20 protein-coding genes are annotated in these 25,749 nt (G+C 72.3%); 14 read left to right on the top strand and 6 right to left on the bottom strand.

What is annotated here, in order from left to right; translation table 11 throughout:
* The first annotated feature begins 35 nt into the window (after window positions 1-35).
* A complete protein-coding gene (locus OHU34_RS25235) occupies window positions 36-1,118 on the top strand; it encodes a sugar phosphate nucleotidyltransferase (RefSeq protein WP_142264637.1) in 1,083 nt (360 codons plus the stop codon).
* A gap of 148 nt (window positions 1,119-1,266) precedes the next feature.
* On the opposite strand, the gene OHU34_RS25240 is transcribed toward OHU34_RS25235, so the two are convergent.
* The 4 genes from OHU34_RS25240 to OHU34_RS25255 form a co-directional block, all read right to left on the bottom strand.
* Window positions 1,267-2,271, bottom strand: coding sequence for a DNA-3-methyladenine glycosylase (locus OHU34_RS25240; RefSeq protein WP_142264636.1), 1,005 nt, complete (start codon window positions 2,269-2,271; stop codon window positions 1,267-1,269).
* Window positions 2,272-2,569: 298 nt separating this feature from the next.
* Entirely contained in the window at window positions 2,570-3,928 is a 1,359-nt protein-coding gene (locus OHU34_RS25245; protein ID WP_405768426.1) for a coenzyme F420-0:L-glutamate ligase, read from the bottom strand.
* Entirely contained in the window at window positions 3,925-4,884 is a 960-nt protein-coding gene (gene cofD, locus OHU34_RS25250; protein ID WP_142264634.1) for a 2-phospho-L-lactate transferase, read from the bottom strand. Before cofD ends, OHU34_RS25245 begins: the two co-directional genes overlap by 4 nt.
* Window positions 4,885-5,004: 120 nt before the next feature.
* A complete protein-coding gene (locus tag OHU34_RS25255; protein ID WP_405768428.1) occupies window positions 5,005-5,550 on the bottom strand; it encodes a cysteine dioxygenase in 546 nt (181 codons plus the stop codon).
* 732 nt (window positions 5,551-6,282) lie between these two features.
* Between OHU34_RS25255 and OHU34_RS25260 the strand changes: the two genes are divergently transcribed.
* The 3 genes from OHU34_RS25260 (at window position 6,283) to OHU34_RS25270 (ending at window position 12,030) form a co-directional block, all read left to right on the top strand.
* Entirely contained in the window at window positions 6,283-6,552 is a 270-nt protein-coding gene (locus tag OHU34_RS25260; RefSeq protein WP_020128551.1) for a WhiB family transcriptional regulator, read from the top strand.
* 208 nt (window positions 6,553-6,760) lie between these two features.
* Window positions 6,761-10,474, top strand: a complete 3,714-nt coding sequence (locus tag OHU34_RS25265; RefSeq protein WP_405768430.1) for a glycosyltransferase — start codon at window positions 6,761-6,763, stop codon at window positions 10,472-10,474.
* Window positions 10,471-12,030: a DUF5719 family protein gene (locus tag OHU34_RS25270; protein WP_405768432.1), complete on the top strand. Its 1,560-nt coding sequence runs from the start codon at window positions 10,471-10,473 to the stop codon at window positions 12,028-12,030. Before OHU34_RS25265 ends, OHU34_RS25270 begins: the two co-directional genes overlap by 4 nt.
* A 64-nt stretch (window positions 12,031-12,094) precedes the next feature.
* On the opposite strand, the gene OHU34_RS25275 is transcribed toward OHU34_RS25270, so the two are convergent.
* Window positions 12,095-12,475: a metallopeptidase family protein gene (locus tag OHU34_RS25275; RefSeq protein ID WP_020128554.1), complete on the bottom strand. Its 381-nt coding sequence runs from the start codon at window positions 12,473-12,475 to the stop codon at window positions 12,095-12,097.
* A 363-nt stretch (window positions 12,476-12,838) separates the two neighbouring features.
* Here OHU34_RS25275 and OHU34_RS25280 point away from each other — a divergent pair, with 363 nt between their 5' ends.
* The 9 genes from OHU34_RS25280 (at window position 12,839) to OHU34_RS25320 (ending at window position 23,321) form a co-directional block, all read left to right on the top strand.
* Complete coding sequence (locus tag OHU34_RS25280) at window positions 12,839-13,258, top strand: DUF3499 domain-containing protein (protein ID WP_020128555.1); 420 nt, start codon at window positions 12,839-12,841, stop codon at window positions 13,256-13,258.
* 251 nt (window positions 13,259-13,509) lie between these two features.
* Complete coding sequence (locus tag OHU34_RS25285) at window positions 13,510-15,126, top strand: L-lactate permease (protein WP_230195541.1); 1,617 nt, start codon at window positions 13,510-13,512, stop codon at window positions 15,124-15,126.
* A 131-nt stretch (window positions 15,127-15,257) separates the two neighbouring features.
* Entirely contained in the window at window positions 15,258-16,622 is a 1,365-nt protein-coding gene (locus OHU34_RS25290; RefSeq protein WP_142264629.1) for a phosphomannomutase/phosphoglucomutase, read from the top strand.
* Window positions 16,623-16,772: 150 nt separating this feature from the next.
* On the top strand, window positions 16,773-16,943 hold the full coding sequence (locus OHU34_RS25295) for a Trm112 family protein (protein WP_079073636.1): 171 nt from the start codon (window positions 16,773-16,775) through the stop codon (window positions 16,941-16,943).
* Window positions 16,944-17,115: 172 nt separating this feature from the next.
* On the top strand, window positions 17,116-18,249 hold the full coding sequence (locus OHU34_RS25300; RefSeq protein ID WP_230195542.1) for an SIS domain-containing protein: 1,134 nt from the start codon (window positions 17,116-17,118) through the stop codon (window positions 18,247-18,249).
* A gap of 192 nt (window positions 18,250-18,441) precedes the next feature.
* Window positions 18,442-19,593 (top strand): mannose-6-phosphate isomerase, class I, encoded by a 1,152-nt coding sequence (gene manA, locus OHU34_RS25305; RefSeq protein WP_230195543.1) that lies wholly within the window; start codon window positions 18,442-18,444, stop codon window positions 19,591-19,593.
* A gap of 135 nt (window positions 19,594-19,728) precedes the next feature.
* On the top strand, window positions 19,729-20,709 hold the full coding sequence (locus OHU34_RS25310; RefSeq protein ID WP_142264626.1) for a cation diffusion facilitator family transporter: 981 nt from the start codon (window positions 19,729-19,731) through the stop codon (window positions 20,707-20,709).
* Window positions 20,710-21,057: 348 nt separating this feature from the next.
* Window positions 21,058-22,515 carry an adenosylhomocysteinase gene (gene ahcY, locus OHU34_RS25315; protein WP_142264625.1) on the top strand — a complete coding sequence of 486 codons (1,458 nt, stop codon included), beginning with the start codon at window positions 21,058-21,060 and terminating at the stop codon, window positions 22,513-22,515.
* A gap of 191 nt (window positions 22,516-22,706) precedes the next feature.
* Window positions 22,707-23,321 (top strand): hypothetical protein, encoded by a 615-nt coding sequence (locus tag OHU34_RS25320; RefSeq protein WP_142264624.1) that lies wholly within the window; start codon window positions 22,707-22,709, stop codon window positions 23,319-23,321.
* A 49-nt stretch (window positions 23,322-23,370) separates the two neighbouring features.
* On the opposite strand, the gene OHU34_RS25325 is transcribed toward OHU34_RS25320, so the two are convergent.
* A complete protein-coding gene (locus OHU34_RS25325) occupies window positions 23,371-24,444 on the bottom strand; it encodes an RDD family protein (RefSeq protein WP_405768437.1) in 1,074 nt (357 codons plus the stop codon).
* Between the two features lie 130 nt (window positions 24,445-24,574).
* Here OHU34_RS25325 and OHU34_RS25330 point away from each other — a divergent pair, with 130 nt between their 5' ends.
* On the top strand, window positions 24,575-25,582 hold the full coding sequence (locus tag OHU34_RS25330) for a stage II sporulation protein M (protein WP_405768439.1): 1,008 nt from the start codon (window positions 24,575-24,577) through the stop codon (window positions 25,580-25,582).
* Window positions 25,583-25,749 lie beyond the last annotated feature (167 nt).

The raw sequence follows: 25,749 nt of genomic DNA on the forward strand, positions 1-25,749 counted from the left end.
GGTTCGACCGGTCCCGGCAGGAAGCAGAGACGACGGTGACAGAAGCGATCCTCCTGGTCGGCGGCAAGGGCACCCGGCTGCGCCCACTCACGGTGCACACGCCCAAACCCATGGTCAGGGCGGCGGGGGTGCCGTTCCTCACGCATCAACTGGCGCGGGCGAGAGCGGCGGGCGTGGACCACATCGTCCTGGCGACGAGCTACCTGGCGGAGGTCTTCGAACCGTACTTCGGCGACGGCTCGGCACTCGGCCTGCACATCGAGTACGTGACGGAGGACGAACCCCTCGGCACGGGCGGCGCGATCCGCAACGTGGCGTCCCGACTGCACTCCGGCCCCGACGACCCGGTCCTGATCTTCAACGGCGACATCCTCACCGGCCTGGACATCAGAAGGCTGGTGGCCACCCACGAGGCGACGGCCGCGGACGTCTCCCTGCACCTGACGAAGGTGACCGACCCGAGGGCCTACGGCCTGGTCCCCACCGACGAGACGGGCAGGGTCCTGGCGTTCCTGGAGAAGCCGCAGACCCCGGAGGAGATCGTCACCGACCAGATCAACGCGGGGGCGTACGTCTTCCGCCGCTCGGTCATCGACACGATCCCGCAGGGCCGCCCGGTGTCGGTGGAGCGCGAGACGTTCCCCGACCTCCTCTCGGCCGGAGCCCACCTGCAGGGCATGGTCGACTCGACGTACTGGCTGGACCTGGGCACCCCGGCGGCCTTCGTCCGGGGCTCGGCGGACCTGGTCCTCGGCCGGGCCCCGTCCCCCGCGGTCCCCGGCCGCTGCGGCGACCGCCTGGTCCTCCCGACGGCCAGGGTCGCCCCCGACGCGAAGCTGACGGGCGGCACGGTGGTGGGCGAGGGCGCCTTCGTGGCGCAGGGCGCGAGGGTCTTCGGCTCGACGATCCTCCCCGGCGCCGTCATCGAACCGGGCGCCGTCATCACCGACTCCCTCATCGGCATCCGGGCCCGCGTGGGCGAGCGTTCCGTGCTCACCGGCACGGTCATCGGCGACGGCGCGGTCGTCGGCCCCGACAACGAACTCCGCGACGGCGCGCGGGTGTGGTGCGACGCGAGAATCCCGGCGGGCGCGGTCCGCTTCTCGTCGGACCAGTAGGCGACCGGTAGGCGGCCTCTGCGACCGGCGGGAGGGGAGCCCTTTCAGCCCGTCCGGCGATTGAAGGGGCGGGTGCTCCTGGTGAGGACGGGACGGGTAGGGGCGGCTGGGGCGAAATCCCCCCGCCCCAGCCCTCGCGGAGCGCCCCTCACAACGCCCCGATGTCCCACCGAGGCATCTTCGGCGCCCGCCGAGCAGGCACCCGCCCACTCAGCAGAATCAACCGGGCAGCCCGGTGCCGCTGCCCCGCATACGGCTCCAGCAACTCCAGCATCACGGAGTCATCGGCTTCCCGATCCCCCGCCAACGCCCACCCCACGATCCCCGGCAGATGCAGATCCCCCACGGTCACCGCATCCGCCGCCCCATGGCTGCGCTGCACGGTCTCCGCGGACGTCCACGGCCCGATCCCCGGCACGACCTCCAGCCGAGCCTGGGCCTCGGCCGGAGTCATCCGCACCGCCTCCTCCATCCGCGCGGCGACCCGAACGGCCCGCAGAATCGTCGACGCCCGCTTGTTGTCGACGCCCGCCCGATGCCACTCCCAGGACGGGATCAGCGCCCACGTCCGGGGCGCCGGCATCACCCAGAGCCGCCCGTCCGCCGCGGGCCCCGGCGCCGGCTCCCCGAACTTGCGCACCAGCAGGCGCCACGCCCGGTACGCCTCGTCGGTGGTCACCTTCTGCTCCAGCACGGAGGGGATCAACGACTCCAGCACCAGCCCGGTCCGCGTCAGCCTGAGGCCCGGCCGCCGATGCCGGGCCGTCGCCACCACGCGGTGCCGGGGCACGAACGCCTCCGGCGCGTCCGACGCCCCGAGCAGCTCCGGCAACCGGTCCAACAGCCACTCCGCGCCCGGCCCCCACGCCTCCCCGCGCACCGCGCCGCCGGCCGCGGCGACGCGCAGCGTCCCCGGCCCGGCGGGGGTGAGGCTGGCCCGCCACACCGACCCGTCCGGCATCGCGCGGAACGTCGGATCACCCGGTCCGCGCCGGAGGGGCCCGAGGACCAGACCGAGATCGATCGGCCCCTCCGGCACCCAGTTGCGCACCCGCCCGGCCACCGAGGCCTGCCGCGGCACCCCGGCGGGCACGCCGACATGCCCACCGCGCACGGTCGTACGGGTGGGGCGGGGAGAGAACCGTCCTGACACGAAAAGTCCCGGGTAGTGGAAGAGAGGTGCTACGAGAGTAGGCGCACCCACCGACAGGCCACCGCACGACGCCCAAAACGGCACCACGCGGACCACCGCGACGCCGACACCGAGATCACGCGGACCACCGCGACGCCGACGCCGTCACTGTCCGGCACAGGTCACCGCTGGGCGGATGTCACCGCCCGGCGCGCTACACCGCCCGGCGCGCTACACCGCCCGGCGCGCTACACCGCCCGGCGGGGATCACCGCCCCCAATGCAGATCACCGCGCCCCCACCCCGCCGAGCCGCACACCTCACCGCACCTCGACGAAGTCCCCCACCTCGCGCTCACCACGGGCCCGGGGCTCCTCCGCCGCGTGTCCGACCGCCACCGCCCCCATCGGGTCCCAGTTCTCCGGCAGCTCCAGCACCTCCCGCACCACGTCCCGGCAGAACATCGTCGACGACACCCACGCGGACCCCAGCCGCTCCCCGGCCAGCGCGACCAGGAAGTTCTGGACGCCGGCCCCGGTGGCGACCACGAACATCTCCCGCTCGGCCGCGTCCCGCCGCGCGTCGCCGTAGGTGTGCGACCCGTCCATCACCAGACACGGCACCACCAGATAGGGCGCGTTGCGCAGGACGTCGCCTCGCCGCACCCGCTTGGCGATGGACTCCTCGGACTTCCCGTCCCGCCGCAGATCCGCGATCCACGCGTCCCGCATGGCGTCCAGCAGCCGAACCCTCGACTCCGCCGACTCCAGCAGCACGAACCGCCACGGCGTCGTGTGATGCGGCGCCGGCGCCGTGACGGCCGCCGCCACCGCCCGCCGTACCGCCCCGGGATCGACCGGTTCGTCGGTGAAGGACCGCACCGTCCGCCGCTGGGTGACCGCCAGCCGCACCGCCTCGGACGTCCCGAGCCGGAACATGTCGTCGCGGGCACCGCGCACCATGACCCGCGCCCCGGTGACCCCGCCCCCGTCGGCCCCGTCGCCTCCGTCGGCTCGGGCGTTCTCGGTGTTCTCGGCCACGACGACGTGACCCAGCCCCCGCACCACGGCCACGGGCAGCCCGGCGGCCTTCCCCTTCACGAGATCGCCGGCGCCGGCCAGCTCGTCCGCCGTGGCGACGACCGTCGCGCTCAGCGGATTGCCGTACGCGTCCGTGCCCCCGCGCAGGTCGTCCAGCACCCGTACCCCGGCGGCGCCGATCGCCACATCCGTCAGCCCGGCGCGCCAGGGCCGTCCGAAGGTGTCGGTGACGACGACCCCGACGTCCACACCGAGCGCGTCCCGCAGCCCCGCCCGGATCGCCCGCGCCGACGCGTCCGGGTCCTCGGGCAGCAACAGCACGGTCCCCGCAGGGGTGTTGGAGGCGTCGACACCGGCGGCGGCCATGATCAGCCCCTGCCGGTTCTCGACGATGCGCAGCGTCCCGCGCCGGGCCACGACCCGTACGGTCTCGGCGTCGATCGCGGCTTCCCGGTCGTCCGCCCGGACGATCCGCCCCTCCGCCTTGGACACGATCTTCGAGGTGACGAGCAGGACGTCACCGTCGGCCAGGCCGGGCTCGGCGGCCGCGATCAGCTTCGCGAGGTCGTCCCCGGGCCGCACCTCGGGCAGCCCGTCCACGGCCCAGACCCGGTAACCGGTGTCGAAGGAACCGCTCATGCCCCGCGCACCTCCTCGGCCAGCGCCAGCGCCTCCCGGGCCATCCGCGCGGTCGCGTCGAGGTCGCTCATCATCAGCGGGACGGCCCGGCAGCGGATGCCGGCCGTCTCCACCCGCTCCACGGAGCCCGCGTCCACGGTGTCGACGAGCCAGCCGTCCAGGAGACCCGAGCCGTAGTGCTCGGCCACCGCCGCGGCCGTCGACTCCACGCCGACCGCCGCGAGCACCTTGTCGGCCATGCCCCGCACGGGCGCGTCCCCGACGATGGGGGACAGGCCCACCACCGGTACCCCGGCCTCGGCGATCGCCTCGCGGATGCCCGGAACGGCGAGGATCGTGCCGACCGAGACGATCGGGTTGGACGGCGGGAAGAGGATCACGTCCGCCGCCGCGATGGCCTCCAGCACCCCCGGCGCCGGCTTCGCCTGCTCGGCGCCGACCGGCACGACCGCCTCCGCAGGCACCGACGCCCGCAGCCGCACCCAGTACTCCTGGAAGTGCACGGCCTTGCGCTCGCCGTCCGCCTCGACCGCGACATGGGTCTCCACCCGGTCGTCGGTCATCGGGATGAGCCGGACGCCCGGCTGCCACCGGTCGCAGAGCGCCTCGGTCACCGCGCTGAGCGGGTACCCGGCGCCCATCATCTGCGTCCGCACGATGTGTGTGGCGAAGTCCCGGTCGCCCAGCCCGAACCACCCGGGCCCGGCGCCGTACGCGGCGAGCTCCTCCTTCAGGTGGAAGGTCTCGTCGGCCCGCCCCCAGCCCTGCTCCTCGTTGATGCCGCCGCCGAGCGTGTACATCACCGTGTCGAGGTCGGGACAGACCTTCAGCCCGAAGAGGTGGATGTCGTCGCCGGTGTTGCCGATGACCGTGATGTCCGCGTCCGGCACGGCCTGCTTCAGACCGCGCAGGAACCGGGCACCGCCGATGCCGCCTGCCAGAACCACAATGCGCATGAGGGCAAGTCTCGCAGGCCTCCACGACAGCCCGTCGGCCGGTTGTGGACGACCACCCGCCTGTGGACATCCCGTCCACCCGTACATGCCGACGGCGGACGGCGTCCGCTCACGAGCGGATCACGAGCTGACGGCGTCCACCTGTTCGTAGGTGTCGAGCGCCGCGCAGGCGATGGGGGCCCTCTCGGCCGGGTGCAGCCGGGACCGGGGATGCATGGGCATGTCCGTCAGCCCCGGGAAGTACACGTGCAGGCTCACCGCGGGCTCCAGCGCGTCGTTGACGACCTCGTGCGCGTACCCCGGCGCGAACACCCTCTGCACACCCGCCCCCAGTACCCGCTTGCCGCGCTCGGTGCGCTCGGTCAGCTCGCCGTCCAGGACGGTGAGCACACCGGAGGAGCCGCCGTGGTCGTGCAGCCCGCTGCCCTGGCCGGGCACCCAGGACAGCAGCCACACCTCGTAGCCGGGACCGGTGCGCAGCCGGTGGTACCAGCGGGTCGTCGCGTCGTACCGGACCAGGTGCTCCCACTGGGCACGGTCCGCGGCGATCGAACGGGCCAGGCCGACGAACTCGGCGACGGTGGCCGGGTGCTCGCGCGGTGCCTGGAGGAGGTGCGGGACTTCGAGGATGTCGCCCGCGATCTGGAGGTCGCTGTCGCTGTTCATGGGGTGCGGTGGTTCCTCGGCGGAAGAGGCGGAAGAGTGGGGGCCTGCTGGGTGTCGCGTACCGTCCGCCCGGATCACGGGTGGAGCAGGAGCGCCCTGGTGTGGGCCGATGGGAAACAGCAGCCGAGTCGCGTGGACTCAGGAGGAGCAGCCGGAGCGCGTTGGGCTCAACAGCTGGAACGACGACAACAGCTACAGCGAGCGCGGGCAGCACCGTGGGACCCGGCGGAGCCGGTCGAGGTGAGTGCCAAGTTCGCGAGCATGCCCATAAGGACAGCGGTTCACACCTTCACTGTCAACTCGACGCCCGGTATGTGGGACAGGGTTCACCTCATCCGGTCCATCTGCGAGGTGAAAGGTTTGTGCACACGTCCTTCGGGACACATGGCGCACAAGCCGGGCGCGCAAGCCTCGTGGCGATCCCGTGATCAGACTGTGATCAGGTTCGCTTCCGCGCGCGTGCCGCAACGGGATCGCACCTTTGGGCGTCCTTCCCCGTACAAGCGCTGTGCGGGGCCGGTGGCCCTCCGGGGCTTCATCTGCTTGTCAAGGTTTATGGCGATTTGAACACTTACCGCATGGCCTTGGTTCCGCAGAGTGAATAAGGGGCCCAATAGCAGATCTCGGCTTGACTCGCCCGGAGCAGCACACTTGTAATTTCACTCGTGTCGTTCAGCCGATATCGGTAACGGCCAGGTCACGGGGACGCGAAAGACAGAGCGAGGGGCGCACATGACCGAGCTGGTGCAGCAACTGCTGGTCGACGTCGACGACGCGGACGAGGAACTCGGCTGGCAGGAGCGCGCGCTGTGCGCCCAGACCGATCCCGAGTCCTTCTTCCCCGAGAAGGGCGGCTCCACCCGCGAGGCGAAGAAGGTCTGCCTCGCCTGCGAGGTCCGCTCCGAATGCCTTGAGTACGCCCTCGCCAACGACGAGCGCTTCGGCATCTGGGGCGGCCTGTCCGAGCGGGAGCGCCGCCGGCTGAAGAAGGCGGCGGTCTGAGAACCGCCCGGTTCGACAGCACAAGGGCGTCACGGCATCGCGGTACGCAGAGAAATAGGGTCCGAACGGCCCGTCGCACGTGGGTTGTCCACAGGCGGCGGGCCGTCGTCCTGCCCAGCCGATAGTGTGGGCGCTCGTCCGAGACACCCGGCCGCACCACACGGCGCAGGCGTCCACCGCAGTCCACCGAACCGGGGCCCGTACCTCGATGTCCGTGCACAGCCACACGGCAGCCCATCAAGACCGCGCTGCCACACCTGAGTTCCCGCGTCATGTAGTGACCGCGGTGATCGTCGCCCACGACGGTGCCCGCTGGCTGCCCGACGCGCTCGCCGGTCTGCTCGGCCAGGAGCGCCCCGTCCAGTCCGTCATGGCCGCCGACACCGGCAGCTCGGACGACTCCGCGCGCCTGGTCACCGAGGCCCTCGGCGACGACCGCGTCCTGCACCTCGCCCGGCGCACCGGGTTCGGCCAGGCAGTGGAGGAGGCCAACCGGACGGCCCCGGTCCTCACCCCCGAGGAACTGCCGTACCTGAAGCGCCCCAGCGGCTGGGACCCCGTCACGCGCACCTGGCGCGACGACACCTACGACCTGCCGGAGCTCCCGCACGGAGAGCCCGTCCAGTGGCTGTGGCTGCTGCACGACGACTGCGCCCCGGAACCGGACGCCCTGGCCGAACTGCTGCGCGTGGTCGACAACGAACTCGAACTGGGCCGGGACGACGTCGCAGTCGTCGGCCCCAAGCTCCGCGGGTGGTACGACCGCCGCCAGCTCCTCGAGGTCGGCGTCACCATCGCCCACTCCGGCCGCCGCTGGACGGGCCTGGACCGCCGCGAACAGGACCAGGGACAGCACGACCACGTCCGGTCCGTGCTGTCCGTGTCCACCGCCGGCATGCTGATCCGCCGCGACGTCTTCGAACAGCTCGGCGGCTTCGACCGCCGCCTGCCCCTGATGCGCGACGACGTCGACCTGTGCTGGCGCGCGCAGGCCGCCGGCCACCGCGTCCTCATCGCCCCCGAGGCCGTCGTACGGCACGCCGAGGCCGCCTCCCGCGAGCGCCGCACCGTCGACTGCGCGGGCCGCACCAGCGCCTCCCCGCACAAGGTCGACAAGGCCGGCGCCGTCTACACCCTCCTCGTCAACAGCCGCACCGCCCTGCTGCCCTGGATCCTGGTGCGCCTGGTCGTCGGCACCCTGCTGCGGACCGTCGCCTACCTCGTCGGCAAGGTCCCCGGACAGGCCGTCGACGAGATCCGCGGTCTGCTGGGCACCCTGCTGCGGCCCGAGCGGATCATCGCCGGGCGGCGCAGGCGCGGAAAGCCGGCGGTCGACAAGGATGAGCTGCGCCCCCTGTTCCCGCCACCCGGCGCGACAGTGCGGGCCACCGTCGAACAGGTCGCCGGCGACTTCTTCGGCTCCTCCGACCCCGACGCCGTGTCCGGCGCGGGCCGGCACGGCGGCGCCGTCGAGTCCGGACCCGGCGGCGACGACGCCGACTTCCTGGAGGTCGAGCAGTTCGCCCGCCTCAAGCGCATCGCGCGCAAGCCCGGCCCGGTGCTCTTCCTGATCCTGCTGCTCGTCTCCCTGGTCGCCTGCCGCAACCTGCTCGGCGGTGGCGCGCTCGCGGGCGGCGCCCTGCTGCCCGCCCCGGCCGACGCCTCCGAGCTGTGGTCGCGCTACCTCGACGCCTGGCATCCCATCGGCGCGGGCGGCACCCCGTCCGCCCCGCCCTATCTCGCGATCATCGCGACGCTGGCCACCCTGCTGTTCGGCTCGACCGGACTCGCCCTCACCGTGCTGCTCGTCTGCTCGGTGCCGCTGGCCGGCCTCGCCGCCTACTTCGCCTCCCGGCCGCTCGTCGAGTCACGCCTCCTGCGCGCCTGGGCGGCCGTCGTCTACGCCTTCCTGCCCGCCGCCACCGGCGCCCTCGCCGGGGGCCGGGTGGGCACCGCGGTCCTGGCCGTCCTGCTGCCGCTCATCGCCCGCGCGGGCGTCGCCGCGAGCGGCCTGACGCACGCGTCCGGCGCCCGCGGCAGCTGGCGCGCCACCTGGGCGTACGCGCTGCTGCTGACGATCACCACCGCGTTCACGCCGATCGTCTGGCCCCTCGCGCTCGTCCTCGGCATCGCGGTCCTCGCCGTCCGCCGCCGCGAGATCACCGCCTACGGCCTGCGCTTCCTGGCCCAGCTGGGCACCCCCCTGCTGATCCTCGCGCCCTGGTCGCTGTCCCTGCTGCCGTTCGGCTTCTTCACCCAGGCCGGCGTCGACTACGGCGCGTCGACCGCCACCGCGCTCGACCTGCTCGGCGCCAGCCCCGGCGGCCCCGGCACCGTCGACGGCCTGATGCTCATCGGCATCGTGCTGGCCGCGCTGGCCGCGCTGCTGCGCTCCGAGCGCCACTTCGGCGTCTGGGCGGCCTGGGCGGTCGCCCTCGTGGGCCTCGTCTTCGCGATCCTGTCCAACAGCTCTACCTGGGCCGGGCCCGCCACCCTCGTCTACGGCATCGCCCTCCTCGCCGCCGCCGTCATCGGCGCCGACGGGGCACGCACGCGTGTCGCCGAGCAGAGCTTCGGCTGGCGCCAGCCGGTGGCCGCCCTCATCGCCTTCGCCTCGGCCGCCGGCCCGCTGCTCGTCGCCGCCGGCTGGATGATCGGCGGCGCCGACGGCCCCCTGGAGCGCCGCGACCCCGTACAGGTGCCCGCGTTCGTCGCCGAGGAGGCCGGCAACCGCGACCAGGCCCGCACCCTCGTCCTCGACAGCGACTCCGCCGCCCACGTCGCCTACATGCTGGTCCGCGGCTCCGGAGCCCGCCTCGGCGACGCCGAACTCGCCGCGGCCGACGGCGAGAACAAGCAGCTCGACAAGGTCGTCGCCAATCTCGTCGCCGGTTCCGGCGCCGACCAGGCCGATCAGCTCGGCAAGTTCGCCGTGGGCTACGTCCTCGTCCACAAGGGCGCGCCCCGCGACGTCACCCGCGTCCTGGACGCCACACCCGGCCTGAAGCGGCTCAGCCAGCAGAACGGCAGCGCCCTGTGGCGGATCGACCAGGAGGTCTCCCGCGCGGCCGTCGTCGCCGACTCCGGCAAGGGCGCCGCGACCCCGGTCGCCGCCGGCCCCGTCGACATCCACACCACCGTCCCCGACGGCTCCGGCAGCCGCGTCCTGCGCCTGGCCGACACCGCCGCCGAAGGCTGGACGGCCACCCTCGACGGCAAGCCCCTCACTCCCACCACCGTCGACGGCTGGGCCCAGGGCTTCGAACTCCCGGCCACCGGCGGGAAGCTGGACGTCACCTACGACGACCCCTTCACCCACACCGCCTGGCTGTGGGCGCAGGGCTTCCTCGCTCTCGTCCTCGTCGTCCTCGCCCTTCCCGGCCGCCGCCGCGACGTCGACGACGACCTTCCCGAGGAGGAGCCGATCCCCGCCCAGGCGGTCGACGGCGAGGGCCGCCGCGCCCGCCGCCTGCGCGCCCAGGCCGAGGCCGAGGCCGAAGAGCCCGGCCACCACGAGGAGTTCCCGTCGCCGCCGCAGGGGGAGACCCCGGTCGCGGTCCCCCAGCAGCACTCGTACGACATGGGAGTCCCCCCGGACGGCCAGGTCGGGGACTGGGGCGGGGACCCGGCGAGCTACGCGAACGCCGAGTACGGCGGTTACGCGGGCGAGCAGTACCAGGGCACCCAGCAGTACCCGGCGGGTGGCTACGACCAGCAGGCCTACGACCCCTACCAGGCCGGCCAGTACGACCCGTACGCCTACGACGGCCAGGCCCAGCAGGCGCCGTACGGCCAGACCTACCCGCAGCAGCAGGGCTACGACCCGTCGGCCTACGACCAGGGCGGCTACGACCCCGCCTACGACCCGGACCGGCACCCCCACGGCAACGACAGCGAGCGCCCCGACGGGAGCCAGCAGTGAACCGCACCACCCTGTCCCTGATCGCCGGCACGGTCGCGCTCGCCGCGGTCACCGGGTTCGCCACGCTCAACCAGCCGGACGCGGCCACCGCCGACACCGCGCAGGCGGCCGCCGAACTGCCCGTGGAGCGCACGAGCCTGCTCTGCCCCTCGCCCAGCACGTCCGACCTCGCCGACACGTCGTACACGTCCTTCACGCCCGTCACCAAGGGCACGGACGCCGACGGCACGGCCGAACTCGTGGCAGCCACCGCGGAGTCGGCGGCCGCGACGACCGACAAGGCGACCGACAAGGCGACGGACAAGGCGACGGACAAGGCGACGGACAAGGCGACGGACAAGGCGAGCGACAAGAAGAAGGCGACGAAGCCCGTCGTCACGCCCAAGGCGCCCGGTACCCCGGCCGTCGGCGAGACCTCCGGCGGCGAGACGCCCGCGCTGCTGGGCACCGCCGAGGGGAAGTTCGCGCCCGGCTGGACCGTCCAGGAGACCACCGAGGTCACCGCGGGCAGCGGCCGCGGCCTCCAGGGCGTCACCTGCACCGCGCCGGACACGGAGTTCTGGTTCCCGGGCGTCAGTACCGTCGCCGACCGCACGGACTACGTCCACCTCACCAATCCGGACGACTCCGCCGCCGTCGCCGACATCGAGCTCTACGGCAAGGACGGCGCCCTCCAGACCACGGTGGGGGAGGGCATCACGATCCCGGCGCACTCCAGCGAGCCGATCCTGCTGTCCACGCTCACCGGCGAGAAGCAGGAGGACCTCACCGTCCACGTCAACGTCCGCAGCGGCCGGGTGGGGGCCGCCGTCCAGGCCCTGGACGAGAAGCTCGGCGGGGACTGGCTGGCCGCCTCCACCGACCCGGCGGGCACCCAGGTCGTCCCGGGCATCCCCAAGGACGCCACGGCCGTCCGCCTCATCGCCTACGCGCCGGGTGACGCGGACGCCGACCTGAAAGTCCAACTCGCCTCCCCCTCGGGCCTGATCACCCCCGCCGGACACGAGACGCTGCACGTCAAGGCGGGCATGACGGCCTCGGTCGACCTGGGTGACGTCACGCGCGGGGAGGCGGGCTCGCTGGTCCTGACCCCGACGGGCCGGTCTGTGCCCGTCGTCGCGGCCGTACGGGTCCTGCGCGGCAAGGGCGACCGGCAGGAGTCGGCGTTCGTCACCGCCACCGCCCCGGTCGGCACGCGCGCGTCCGCCGCCGGCAACAGTGCCAAGGGCTCCACCCTCTCCCTGACCGCCCCCAAGGGCACCGCCAAGGTCAAGGTCACCGCGTCCGCGGGCAGCGGCGGCGGCACGGCCGCGTCCCAGACCTACACGGTCAAGGCCGGCACCACGCAGGAGGTCGAACTCCCCGTACCGGCCGGCCTGAAGGGCACCTACGCGCTGACCGTGGAACCCCTCACGGACACCCCGGTCTACGCCTCCCGCACCCTGACCGCCACCACGGAGGGCGTCCCGGGCTTCACGATCCAGACCCTGCCGGACGACCGCGGCACGGTGGCCGTCCCGGAAGCCGACGAGGACGTCGCGGTGCTGCAGAAGTAACCCGAAAGGGCTGTCGGGGTACCCCGGAAGAGGGGCGGGGGAGACGGGCCAGGGGGGACGGGGTTCAGTCCTCGCCGTAGCGCGGATCCACCGTCTCCGGAGTCAGCCCCAGCAGCTCCGCGACCTGCTCGACGACCACCTCGTGCACCAACGCGGCCCGCTCGTCCCGCCCCTTGGTGCGGATCTCGACCGGCCGCCGGTACACGACGATCCGCGCCCGCCCTCCCTCGCGCGCGGGAATCGTCCCGCCCAGCGGTACCGCCTCGTCGTTCCACGGCTCCGGGGCCGCGTCCAGACGCGGCACCTCCAGCACCATGAAGTCGATGTCGGCGAGCTGCGGCCACCGACGCTCCAGCCGTTCCACGGAGTCCTGCACGAGATCCGCGAACACATCGGCACGGCTGGCGGCCAACGGAACCTGGGGCGGCGCGATCGGCCCCCGCATGCCCCGGCCGTGGCGGTCGCGACGACGGGGTCCGGGGCCTGCGGCGGGGGGCGGTACGGGGCTGTCCATCACTACTGAAGCGTAGTCCCCGCCGCGATCCGGTGCCCGGCCCCACACGGCAGTCCGAGCGCCACCGGCCACCGTGCCCCGCATGTCGCGGGATGACCATTCCAGCCAAGGTTGGGCTCGATTCCGTATCTCTCCGAGACCGGCGAACTCATCGCAATTGATGCCGTTTGTGTCGAGTGGTGACCACGAGCCGGAGCCTTCGTGTGTTCAGGGACTGGTGTTCGCGCAGGTCAGCGGGGTATGACTGGAGAGGCGCGTGGGGCGTTTCACAACACGACACGGTGGAGTGACCTGGTGGAGAGTCGTCGCGGCCCGCTCAAGAGTGCGGTACCGTCCAACGTCGTGAGCCCTGTACGTCGCTGTTCGCGAACTGCCTGCGGCCGACCCGCCGTCGCGACGCTGACGTACGTCTACGCCGACTCGACCGCGGTCCTCGGCCCGCTCGCGACCTATGCCGAACCCCACTGCTACGACCTGTGCGCCGAGCATTCCGAGCGCCTCACCGCCCCGCGCGGCTGGGAGGTCGTCCGACTCCTCGACGGTTCGGCTCCCGCGCGCCCCAGTGGGGATGACCTGGAAGCGCTTGCCAACGCCGTCCGTGAGGCGGCCCGCCCGCAGGGACGCGCGGCCGGGGCCGGCGGCGGCCGGGCGATCGACCCGATGGAGGTCGCGCGCCGCGGCCACCTGCGGGTGCTGCGCTCGCCGGACAACTGAGCCGGTTTCCTCCCCTCGTCCGCACGGACCGCCGCACCCCCATTGACGCGCCGTTGTCGCGGACACGACCATTCCGTTCAGCCGAAGAACGAGAAATCGCTTTCCGCATGACGGAACCGCGCCCGAGAACGTGACCGGCGGGACGGCCGGACGCGCGCCCGCCCTCGTGATCACCGACGTGATCGGAAGCGCGGGACCGGGAGAGCGACCGGAGAAACGACCGGAAACGTGATCGGGATCGGGGGACGCCCGTGTACGTGCAGCAACTGCAACCCGTCGCCGACTCGCTCGGCCTGTCCGCCCTCGTCGCGGCCCTGCCCCTGGTGATCGTCCTCGTCCTGCTCGGCGGCATCCGCCTCAAGGCCCATCTGGCGGGCCTGACGGGCCTGCTGGCCGCCGCCCTCGTCGCCTGCCTCGCGTACGGCATGCCCGTGGGACAGACACTCTCCGGCGCCGCCCAGGGAGCCGCCTTCGGTCTCTTCCCCATCCTGTGGATCGTCGTCAACGCCCTGTGGGTGTACCGGATGACCGTCCACACGCGGCACTTCGACGTCCTGCGCCGCTCCTTCGGGCGCCTCTCCGACGACCCGCGCATCCAGGCCCTCGTCGTCGCCTTCTGCTTCGGCGCCCTCCTGGAGGCACTCGCCGGGTTCGGCGCCCCGGTGGCGATCTGCTCGGTCATGCTCGTCGCCCTGGGCTTCGACCCCGTCCGCGCGGCGGTGGTCGCCCTCGTCGCCAACACCGCGCCGGTCGCCTTCGGCGCCATGGGCACCCCCGTCGTGACGCTGGCCCAGGTCACCGGCCTCCCGCTGGACTCGGTGGCCTCGGTGGTGGGCCGTCAGACACCGCTGCTCGCCCTCGTCGTACCGCTCGTCCTGGTCGGCCTGGTGGACGGCCGAAGAGGCCTGCGCGAGACCTGGGTTCCCGCCCTGGCCTGCGGAACCGCCTTCGCCGTCGCCCAGTTCGCCGCCGCCAACTACGCCTCCGCGCAACTCGCCGACATCGGCGCCGCCTTGGCGGGCGCCGCGGCCCTGGCCGCCGTACCGCACACGCGCGTGCCCGCCCCCGAAGCGGTACGCGCGTCGGTCCTGACGGGCACCCGCAGCGAGGAGTTGGACGAACGGGACCCGCGCGCCGAGGTCGTGCGCGCCTACACCCCCTACGCGCTGATCGTCGTGATCTTCTCCGTGGCCCAGATCCCGGCGGTCAAGGTCCGGCTCGCGCAGACCACCCGGACCTACGACTGGCCCTTCCTCGACGTGGTGGATCCGGACGGGAATCCGGTCGGCGGCAACCTCTTCACCTGGCCGGTCGTCGCGACGGGCGGCACCCTCGTCCTGCTGGCCGGGATCGGCACCGCGGCCGTACTCGGCGTCCACGCGCGCGTGGCGCTCAGAGAATGGGCCGCGACGGTGCACGAGTTGAGGTACGCGATCCTCACCGTGACCTCCGTCCTGGCCCTCGCCTACGTCATGAACCTCTCCGGACAGGCCGCCACGATCGGCCACTTCGTGGCGGCGGCCGGCGCGGGCCTCGCCTTCCTCTCTCCCGTGCTGGGCTGGTTCGGCGTCGCCGTCTCCGGCTCGGACACCTCCGCCAACGCGCTCTTCGGCGCCCTCCAGGTCACCGCGGCCCGCGAGTCCGGTCTGTCCCCGGAGCTGCTGGCCGCCGCCAACAGCTCCGGCGGCGTCCTCGGCAAGATGATCTCGCCGCAGAACCTCACCATCGCCTGCGCCGCCGTCGGCCTCGCGGGCCGGGAGGGCGACCTGCTGCGCAAGGTGCTCCCGTGGAGCCTCGGACTGCTCCTGGTGATGTGCCTGATCGTGGTCGGGCAGAGCGCACCCGTGCTGGCCTGGATGCTGCCGTAGCGGCCCCACCTCGGACGACGGCGGAGCATGGCGGCACGGTTACGTCTGTGGGTCCACTCGGCGGCCCCACCGCGGGCGGTGAACCGGCCCGGGTAGTTTGTGGTGACCTACAGACTCCAGGAAGGCTGGCCGTGGCTGCTGATCTGTCACAGATCGTGAAGGCGTACGACGTGCGCGGGGTGGTCCCGGACCAGTGGGACGAGTCGCTGGCCGAGCTGTTCGGTGCGGCCTTCGCCCGGGTGACCGGCGCCGAGGCGATCGTCGTCGGCCACGACATGCGCCCTTCCTCGCCCGCCCTGACCGGCGCCTTCGCGCGCGGCGCGGCGGCCCTCGGCGTACACGTCACCGAGATCGGCCTCTGCTCGACGGACCAGCTGTACTACGCCTCGGGCGCACTCGACCTGCCCGGCGCCATGTTCACGGCCTCGCACAACCCGGCCCGGTACAACGGCATCAAGCTGTGCCGCGCGGGCGCCGCCCCGATCGGCCAGGACACGGGCCTGACGGAGATCCGCGAAACGGTGGAACGGTGGACGGACTCGGGCGCCCCCGCCCCGGCCGCCACCCGAGGAACCATCACCACCGCCGACACGTTGAAGGACTACGCGGCGCACCTGCGCGCACTCGTCGACCTGACCTCCGTCCGCCCCCTGAAGGTCGTGGTCGACGCGGGCAACGGCATGGGAGGCCACACCGTCCCCACGGTCTTCGACGGCCTGCCCCTGACGCTCGTCCCCATGTACTTCGAACTGGACGGCACCTTCCCAAACCACGAGGCCAACCCGCTGGACCCGGCGAATCTCGTGGATCTGCAAAAGCGCGTCCGCGAGGAGTCCGCCGATCTCGGCCTCGCTTTCGACGGCGACGCCGACCGCTGCTTCGTCGTCGACGAGCGGGGCGAGCCGGTCCCGCCGTCCGCGATCACGGCCCTGGTGGCCGCCCGCGAGCTCGCCCGCAACGGCGGCCAGGGCACGATCATCCACAACCTGATCACCTCCTGGAGCGTCCCGGAGGTGGTGAAGGAGCACGGCGGCACGCCCGTCCGCACCCGCGTCGGCCACTCCTTCATCAAGGCCGAGATGGCCCGCTCCGGCGCCATCTTCGGCGGCGAGCACTCCGCGCACTACTACTTCAAGGACTTCTGGAACGCCGACACGGGCATGCTGGCCGGCCTGCACGTCCTCGCGGCCCTCGGCGGCCAGGACGGCCCGCTCTCCTCCCTGGTCGCGGAGTACGACCGCTACGCCGGCTCCGGCGAGATCAACTCCACGGTCGCCGACCAGGCCGACCGCATCGCCGCGATCAAGGCGGCCTACGGCGACCGCGAGGACGTCACCCTGGACGAACTCGACGGCCTGACCGTCACCTCCACCGACTGGTGGTTCAACGTCCGCCCCTCCAACACGGAGCCGCTCCTCCGCCTCAACGCGGAAGCGCGCGACGAGGCGACGATGGCCGAGATCCGCGACGAGGCGCTGACCATCATCCGAGCCTGAAGGCCTCACGGGCCTCGCAGAGGGTGGAGGGGGGCGGCACACGGCAGGGGCGCCCCCTCCCACCTCACCCCGTCCCGCCCAACCCCCACGCCCCAACCTCACCAGCGGTACCCTGACCAGGCACATCCGCACACCCCGAAGGGACACCCCATGCCGCTCGAAGCCGGCCTCCTGGAGATCCTCGCCTGCCCCGCGTGCCACTCCCCCCTGGAGGAGCAGGACACGGAGCTGATCTGCACGGGCCAGGACTGCGGCCTGGCATACCCCGTCCGGGACGGCATCCCCGTCCTCCTCGTCGACGAGGCCCGCCGCCCCGCGTAACAGCGCGCCGCGCGACCGCACCCCGCGCCGCCCCAGGCCCGCCGCCGTCCCCGGCCCGAGCACCCCGGTGCCCGGCCGCGCACGGCGTCGAGCACCACGCCCCCGGGCGACGCCCCGCCACAACCCCGGCCCCGCAAACCGACGACGCCCCAGGCGATCGGAGACTGCCGACATGCTCGACGACTCGCTGCTCGACACGCCGGAGGCCCTGGCCGAGGCCGATCACCGGGCCCTCCTGCGCGGCGCGGCCGAAGCCGGCGCCCGCGTCCGCACCGCCGCCCGGTACGCGGCCGAGGCCGGCGTCCACGACCTCCAGCCGGACGGCCGCCCCCGCGCCATCATCATCGCGGGCCCCGGCGCGGCGGCCACCTGCGTCGCCGACCTCCTCGGCACGCTCGCCGGCGCCGCCTGCCCCGTCATCCGCCTGACACCCACCGGCGTCGCCCCCGCTGCAGGCGCCCTGCGCTGGGAACTCCCCGGCTGGGCGGGCTCCGTGGACCTTCTCCTCATCGCCACCCCCGACGGCAGCGAGCCCGGCCTCTCCCTCCTCGCCGAACAGGCCTACCGCCGCGGCTGCACGGTCGCCGCCGTGGCCCCCGCCGACTCCCCGCTCACCGAAGCGGCCGGCGCCGCCCACGGACTGTTCGTACCGCTCGCGACCGCACCGTACGAACAGGACGAGGGCGTACCGGACGCGGCCTCCGCCCCCGGAGTCCTCTGGGCCCTCCTGACCCCCCTCCTCGCCCTCCTCGACCGCGTCGCCCTGCTCTCCGCCCCGCCCGAGGAACTCGAACGGGTCGCCGACCGGCTCGACCAGGTCGCCGAACGCTGCGGCCCCGCCGTCGCGACCTACAGCAACCCGGCGAAGACCCTGGCCGGCGAACTCGCCGACTCCCTCCCGGTGATCTGGACCGAAGGCACCTCGGCCGGCCCCGCGGGCCGCCGCTTCGCCGCCGCCCTCGCCGAACTCGCCGGCCGCCCCGCCCTGGTGGCCGAACTCCCCCAGGCCCTCGCCGAACACAACGCGATCCTCGCCGGCCCCCTCGCCGCCAGCGCCGACCCGGACGACTTCTTCCGCGACCGCGTCGAGGAAGCGCCCGCGCTGCACGCGCGCGTGGTGCTGCTGCGCGACCGCCCGATCGGCGGCCTCACCGCCGCCGCGGCCGCCCGCGAACTGGCCCTCAGCCACGACACGCCGATCAGCGAACTCGAGCCCGAAGCAGGCGACGAACTCGTCACCCTCGCCGAACTGATCGCCACCACGGATTTCGCCGCCGTCTACCTGGCCCTCGCCTCAGGAGCCTGACCCGACCCCGACCGTCACCCGAGAAACACCGGACACAGACGGCGGACCGCAGCAGACGGCGGACCGCAGCAGATGGCTGACGACAGACGGCTGACGACAGACCACAGACGGCTGACGACGCGCGACAGACGGCAGAAGACCCACAGACCGGCAGACCGGCAGACCGGCAGACCGGCAGGCAGAGAGAACCGCATGGACCGCCTCGACAACACCATCCGCCCCTACGCCTGGGGTTCCCCCACCGCGATCCCGCACCTGCTCGGCACCGAGCCGACCGGCGAACCGCAGGCCGAGATGTGGATGGGCGCCCACCCGGGCGCACCCTCACGCACCGACCGAGGCACCCTCGTCGAGATCATCGAGGCTGATCCGCAACGAGAACTCGGCGCGGCGACGGTCACCAAGTTCGGCCCCCGCCTCCCCTTCCTCCTCAAGATCCTCGCCGCCGGCGCCCCCCTCTCTCTCCAGGTCCACCCCGACCTGGAACAGGCCCAAGAGGGATACGAGGACGAGGAGCGCCGCGGCGTCCCCGTCGACGCACCGCACCGCAACTACAAGGACGCCAACCACAAGCCCGAACTCATCTGCGCCCTCACCGAGTTCGACGGCCTGTGCGGCTTCCGCGCCCCCTCGCAGGCGGCCGACCTCCTGGACGGCCTCGGCGTCGACTCCCTCAAGCCGTACGTCGACCTCCTGCACGCCCAGCCCGAGGAAGCCGCCCTGCGCGAGGTCCTCACCGCGATCCTCACCGCCGACCGCGAGGAGATGGCCCACACCGTCGCCCAGGCAGCGGCCGCCTGCGACCGCCTCGGCGGCGACTACGCCCCCTACGCCGGCATCGCCCACCACTACCCCGGCGACCCCGGCGTCATCGCCGCGATGCTGCTGAACCACGTTCGACTCCAGCCGGGCGAGGCCCTGTTCCTCGGCGCCGGCATCCCGCACGCCTACCTCGACGGCCTCGGCGTCGAGATCATGGCCAACTCCGACAACGTCCTGCGCTGCGGCCTCACCCCCAAGCACGTCGACGTCCCCGAACTCCTGCGCATCGTCCGCTTCGAGCCCGCGGACCCCGGCGTCCTGCGCCCCGAAGCCGCCCCGGACGGCGAAGAGGTCTACGACACCCCCATCGACGAGTTCCGCCTGTCGCGCCACGTCCTCTCGCCGGGCGGCACCGCCCACGACCTCACCCTCCCCACCCCGCAGATCCTGCTCTGCACCGCGGGCACCGTCCGAGCGGGCGAGCACGCGCTGACGCCCGGCACGTCTGTCTTCGTCCCCGCGGGGCACAAGGCCGAAGTGGCCGGGGCGGGTACGGTCTTCCGGGCCACGGTCGTCGTATGACTCCCGTCGTGACGACCTGACGCACCGCTGCCGAACAGGGCTGCAAGAATGGCCCCCCGGCAAAGGACGGGCAAAGCCGAAGTCGGCCCCGCCCTGCACGGCGTACGCACGTAGGCGAAGGGACAACGCGAAAACATGAGCGCGTCAGGCGGCACCAAGGCGATCGTGGCGGCACTGGGGGCCAACCTCGCGATCGCGGCATCGAAGTTCGTGGCGTTCGCGTTCAGCGGCTCGTCGTCGATGCTCGCCGAAGGCGTGCACTCGCTCGCCGACTCCGGCAACCAGGCCCTGCTCCTCGTGGGTGGCAAGAAGGCCCAGCGCGAGGCCACCCCGCAACACCCCTTCGGCTACGGCCGCGAGCGCTACATCTACGCCTTCCTCGTCTCCATCGTCCTCTTCTCGGTCGGCGGCATGTTCGCCATCTACGAGGGCTACGAGAAGATCAAGCACCCGCACCAGATCGAGCACTGGTACTGGCCCGTCGGAGTCCTCGTCTTCGCGATCATCGCCGAGGGCTTCTCCTTCCGCACGGCCATCAAGGAGTCCAACCCCCTGCGGGGCGAACACTCCTGGACGGAGTTCGTCCGCCGCGCCAAGGCCCCCGAACTCCCGGTCGTCCTCCTGGAGGACCTCGGCGCCCTCGTCGGCCTGATCCTCGCGCTCGGCGGCGTCGGCCTCGCGCTGCTCACCGACGACGGCGTCTGGGACGGCATCGGCACGCTCTGCATCGGTGTCCTCCTCGTCCTCATCGCGCTCGTCCTGGCCGCCGAGACCAAGTCCCTCCTGCTCGGCGAGGCCGCGACCGCCGACGACGTCCGGAAGATCGAGGCGGCGGTCGTCGACGGCGACACCGTCACCCGCGTCATCCACATGCGCACCCTCCACCTCGGCCCCGAGGAACTCCTGGTCGCCGCCAAGATCGCCGTCCAGCACGACGACACGGCCTCCCAGGTCGCCACCGCCATCAACGCCGCCGAGGCCCGCATCCGCACCGCGGTCCCCATCGCCCGCGTCATCTACCTCGAGCCCGACATCTACAGCGAGGCCGAGGCCGCCAAGGGCTCCGACCGCGAGGCGACCCCGGGCGGCCCCGCCCAGCACCCCACCGAGCACTGACCCGCACCACCCCGACAGGGCCCGCCCCACACCAGGCGGGCCCTGTCGCCTTTCCACCCCTCATCCCCTTCGGCCCGGTCCATCCCTGATCGTGATCGGCTCGATCCGATCGGAGATGGACTGGGGCCGCCCCGCCAGTCCGGTGTAGCTTGGAACGGAGCCAGACGTCGCTGCTGATGGCGGTCGGGCGGTCCCACTGCGGACCGTCCGAGGGAGAGAGGGCCTCCGACGGACTGCGCTGCGCGCACGCGGGCATGCCCATGCCCTTCATAGGGCACCCCTGTGTCCGCCGCCGCGCAGACCAGCCGTACCCACTCTCTCGACCAAAACCCCGAGGAGCAGCTCACCATGACGACTGTCGACAACCGACAGGACTTCAAGGTCGCCGATCTCTCCCTGGCCGCCTTCGGCCGCAAGGAGATCACCCTCGCCGAGCACGAGATGCCCGGCCTGATGGCGATCCGCAAGGAATTCGCCGCCACCCAGCCGCTGGCCGGCGCCCGGATCATGGGCTCGCTGCACATGACCGTGCAGACCGCCGTCCTGATCGAGACCCTGGTCGCCCTGGGCGCCGAGGTCCGCTGGGTGTCCTGCAACATCTTCTCCACCCAGGACCACGCGGCCGCCGCGATCGCGGTGGGCCCGAACGGCACGCCCGACGACCCGCAGGGCGTCCCGGTCTTCGCCTGGAAGGGCGAGACGCTCGAGGAGTACTGGTGGTGCACGGAGCAGGCCCTGACCTGGCCGAACAGCCCCACCGGCGGCCCGAACATGATCCTCGACGACGGCGGTGACGCCACGCTCCTGGTCCACAAGGGCGTGGAGTACGAGAAGGCCGGCAAGGTTCCCTCGGTCGACACGGCCGAGAACGACGAGCACCGCGTCGTCCTCGAACTCCTGAACCGCACCATCACCGAGGGCTCCCAGAAGTGGACCCAGCTCGCCTCGGAGATCCGCGGTGTCACCGAGGAGACCACGACGGGTGTCCACCGCCTGTACGAGATGCACCGGGACGGCAGCCTGCTGTTCCCGGCGATCAACGTCAACGACGCGGTCACCAAGTCGAAGTTCGACAACAAGTACGGCTGCCGGCACTCCCTGATCGACGGCATCAACCGCGCCACCGATGTCCTGATCGGCGGCAAGACCGCGGTCGTCTTCGGCTACGGCGACGTCGGCAAGGGCTGCGCCGAGTCGCTGCGCGGCCAGGGCGCCCGGGTCATCGTCACCGAGATCGACCCGATCTGCGCGCTCCAGGCGGCGATGGACGGCTACCAGGTGACCACGCTCGACGAGGTCGTCGAGACGGCCGACATCTTCGTCACCACCACCGGCAACAAGGACATCATCATGGCCGACGACATGGCCAGGATGAAGCACCAGGCGATCGTCGGGAACATCGGCCACTTCGACAACGAGATCGACATGGCCGGCCTGGCGAAGATCCCGGGCATCGTCAAGGACGAGGTCAAGCCGCAGGTCCACACCTGGAAGTTCCCCGACGGCAAGGTCCTCATCGTGCTGTCGGAGGGCCGCCTGCTGAACCTGGGCAACGCCACCGGTCACCCGTCCTTCGTGATGTCCAACTCCTTCGCGGACCAGACCCTGGCCCAGATCGAGCTGTTCACCAAGCCCGACGAGTACCCGGTCGACGTCTACGTGCTGCCCAAGCACCTCGACGAGAAGGTCGCCCGCCTCCACCTGGACGCACTCGGCGTCAAGCTGACCACCCTCCGCCCCGAGCAGGCCTCGTACATCGGTGTCGAGGTCGAGGGTCCCTACAAGTCGGACCACTACCGCTACTGAGTCCGCAGCTCACCCGCTGAAAGCGCGTCCGTGCACTGACGCGCTTCTCAAGCCCGGGTAGGTCCTCCGAGGCAGGCCCCCGCACCCCCGTGCCGGGGGCCTGCCCCTTCGGCCCACGGCCGGACCGGCCGTCACCTGCCTGGCCGACCCGTCGAGACGGACCCACCCGGCCCGTCACACCCAGGACCCCAATGCCCCGCGGCCGATATTCGCTCCACGATCCGCACGATCACACCCCCCTCGCGCACGAGCACTTCCAATGCGCCCCCGGCCCCTCCGGCTGGCGCTACGTCTCTCAACTGACCACCCCCACCGGCGAACACACCGGCTCCGTCGACCTCACCCTCGACGCTCTAGGCCGCCCTCTCCGTCTCGAACTCCACGCGAGCAGCTGGCAGGTCCGCGGCGCGGCCCTCGACGGCGTCACCTGGGTCCGCACCGACCCCACGGGCACTCAGGCCACGGAAGGCAATGTCCCCGCCCACGCCTTCACCGGCACATCCCCCGCATTCCTCATCGCCACCAGCCGGCTCCTACGCCTCACCCCCTCTTCCTCGGCAACCCGAGTACGCCTCGTGGCCTTCACCGATCCGGTGCTCGCCCCGCGCACCGTGGACCAGTCCTGGTCCTTGCTGGGAAGCGAAACACACGCCACTGACAACGGCCCCCTGACCGTGGACGAATACCAGGTCACGGCCCTGGACACCGGGGAACAGCACACGGTGCACATCGCCGGGGACGTCGTCCTCGCCGCCCCCGGCATCGAACTGGAAGACCTCGAAACACCCCCGTCGACCTTCGACTGAAGCCACCCCGGCCCCCGCCACCCCCCGGACGGCACGACCCCGGACGGTGCTACGCCGGCGGCGCGAACCCAGTGGCCGAGCCCTGCGACGGTTCGTCAGGCGACTTCTCCACAGGCGGCCCCCCGGGCCGTCCCTCATCCGCCGACGGACCCCCAGGAGCCGCGGCAGACGGCTGCCCTGCAGCAGGCCCGTACGCCACAGGCGCCGGCGCGTACGACACCGGTGGCGCGTAGGGCACCGGCGGTGTCGGCGCGTACGGCGTGGACGGCCCATACGGCGTGGGCGGTCCGTACGGCGTGGGCGGTCCGTAGGCCCCCGGTGCACCGCCCGCACCCCCGGCCCCACCCTGACCCGCGGGCCATCCCGCCACCGGACCGTTCCCGAAGGCCCGCCGTGCCTCCCGGACCTGCCGCTCCTGCACCACCGCCGCCAGATAGGCGGCCGCCGGCACTCCCTGCGGTACCGGCGTCCCCGTACGCGTGGCGAGATCTCCGGCCAGTCGCTCCGCCATGGCCCAGCCGACCTGCGGATCCAGCTGGTTCATCCGCCCCAGGTACTGGCGGACCGCCAGCCACAAGCCGTCCGGCACCGACGAAAGATCGACCGCCTGGAACCGACCCGCCAGCCAAGGCGGAGGCGGCGCCACGAAACCGGACCGCGAAACGGGCACCCGCTCCCGTACCACCAGCGTCCCGGCGAAGACATCCCCGAGCCGCCGCCCCCGCGCCGACACGAGCGAGGCGATACAGGCCACCACCCCGATCGTCAGCAGAATCTCCACGACACCGAGCGCGCCCCGCATCAACGCGTGCCGGAACCGGATCGGCCCACCGTCGTCCCGCACCACCCGCAGCCCACACGCCATCTTCCCGAGCGACCGCCCGTGGCTGAGCGTCTCCACCGCGATCGGCCCGCCCACCAGCACCAGCAGAAACGTCGCGATCGACAGCGCGATCTGCGCTGCCTCGTCCAGGGAGGCCGTCGCCGCCACCAGACCGATGCTCACGACGACGTAGACCACGAAGGCCACGGTCAGGTCCAGCAGCGTGGCCAACGCTCGACTGGGGAGCCTGGCAGGCCGCAGCTCCAACGCCACGGCCTCACCCGTCACCAGCTCACTCACGCCCGTCGTCCCTTCCCTGGCCCGCCCCGAGAACGGCCAGTCTGCCAAGCTGAGGGCACATCGCGCCGCAGTACGACAAGCTGACATCCATCACCGGCCGCCGACGAACAGCCGAGGAGCAGGCACACCGATGGACCTCGACGTCTTCGTCTCCGCCCACCGAGCCGAATGGGACCGCCTCGACGCCCTCCTGCGCCGGCAGCGCAGCCTCACCGGCGCCGAGACCGACGAACTCGTCATCCTCTATCAGCGCACCGCCACCCACCTGTCCCTGATCCAGTCCAGCGCGCCCGACCCACAGCTCACCGGCCGGCTCACCCAACTCGTGGCACGCGCGCGTAGCGCGGTGACAGGAACCCGTCGCGCCTCTTGGCGTGACGTGACGCGCTTCCTCACCCAGGGCTTTCCCGCCGCGGTGTACAGGTCACGCCACTGGTGGGTGCCCACGGCGCTCCTGTCCACCGCCGTCGCCGTCCTCCTGGGCTGGTGGATCGGCACCCACCCCGAAGTCCAGTCCTCCATAGCGGCCCCGGACGAGCTGCGCGAGCTCACCCGTCCCGGCGGCCTGTACGAGACGTACTACTCGAGCCACCAGGCCGCGGCGTTCGCCGCCCAGGTCTGGACGAACAACGCCCAGGCCGCCGCGATGTGCCTGGTCCTGGGCGTCTTCCTGGGCCTGCCGGTCCTCTGGATCCTCTTCCAGAACATGCTCAACCTCGGCATCGGGGCCGGCCTCATGTCCTCGGCGGGCCGGCTCGACACCTTCCTCGGCCTCGTCCTCCCGCATGGCCTGCTCGAACTGACCGCGGTCTTCGTCGCGGCTGGCACCGGGCTCCGCCTGGGCTGGACGGTCATCGACCCGGGCCCACGCACCCGGCGAACCGCCCTGGCAGAAGAGGGTCGAGCCGCGGTCGGTATGGCGATCGGCCTCGCCCTGGTCCTCTTCGTCTCCGGCGCCATCGAAGGCTTCGTCACCCCGTCGGGCCTACCGACATGGGCCCGCATCGCCATCGGCATCACAGCCGAGCTGGCCTTCCTCGCATACGTCTACGTCCTGGGCGGCAGAGCCGTTCGGGCCGGACAGACGGGTGACATCGAGGCCGCCGAGCGCAGCGCCGAGGTGCCGACGGCCGCCTGATGTGCGGAGGGCCCCGCTGGCCTGCTACTCTCCTCTTCGCCCCGCAAAAGCCGTTGACACGGAGTGCGTGGGGAGGTAGATTCGAACAGTTGCCTGGAACTGGACAGAGTCCGGTCGGCAGCGGTTAGTATCTGTCAGCCTCGCGAGTCACTGATTCCGCAGAGGCA

Source organism: Streptomyces sp. NBC_00080, assembly GCF_045041255.1.
In the GTDB taxonomy this organism is placed as follows: Bacteria; Actinomycetota; Actinomycetes; order Streptomycetales; family Streptomycetaceae; genus Streptomyces; species Streptomyces coriariae.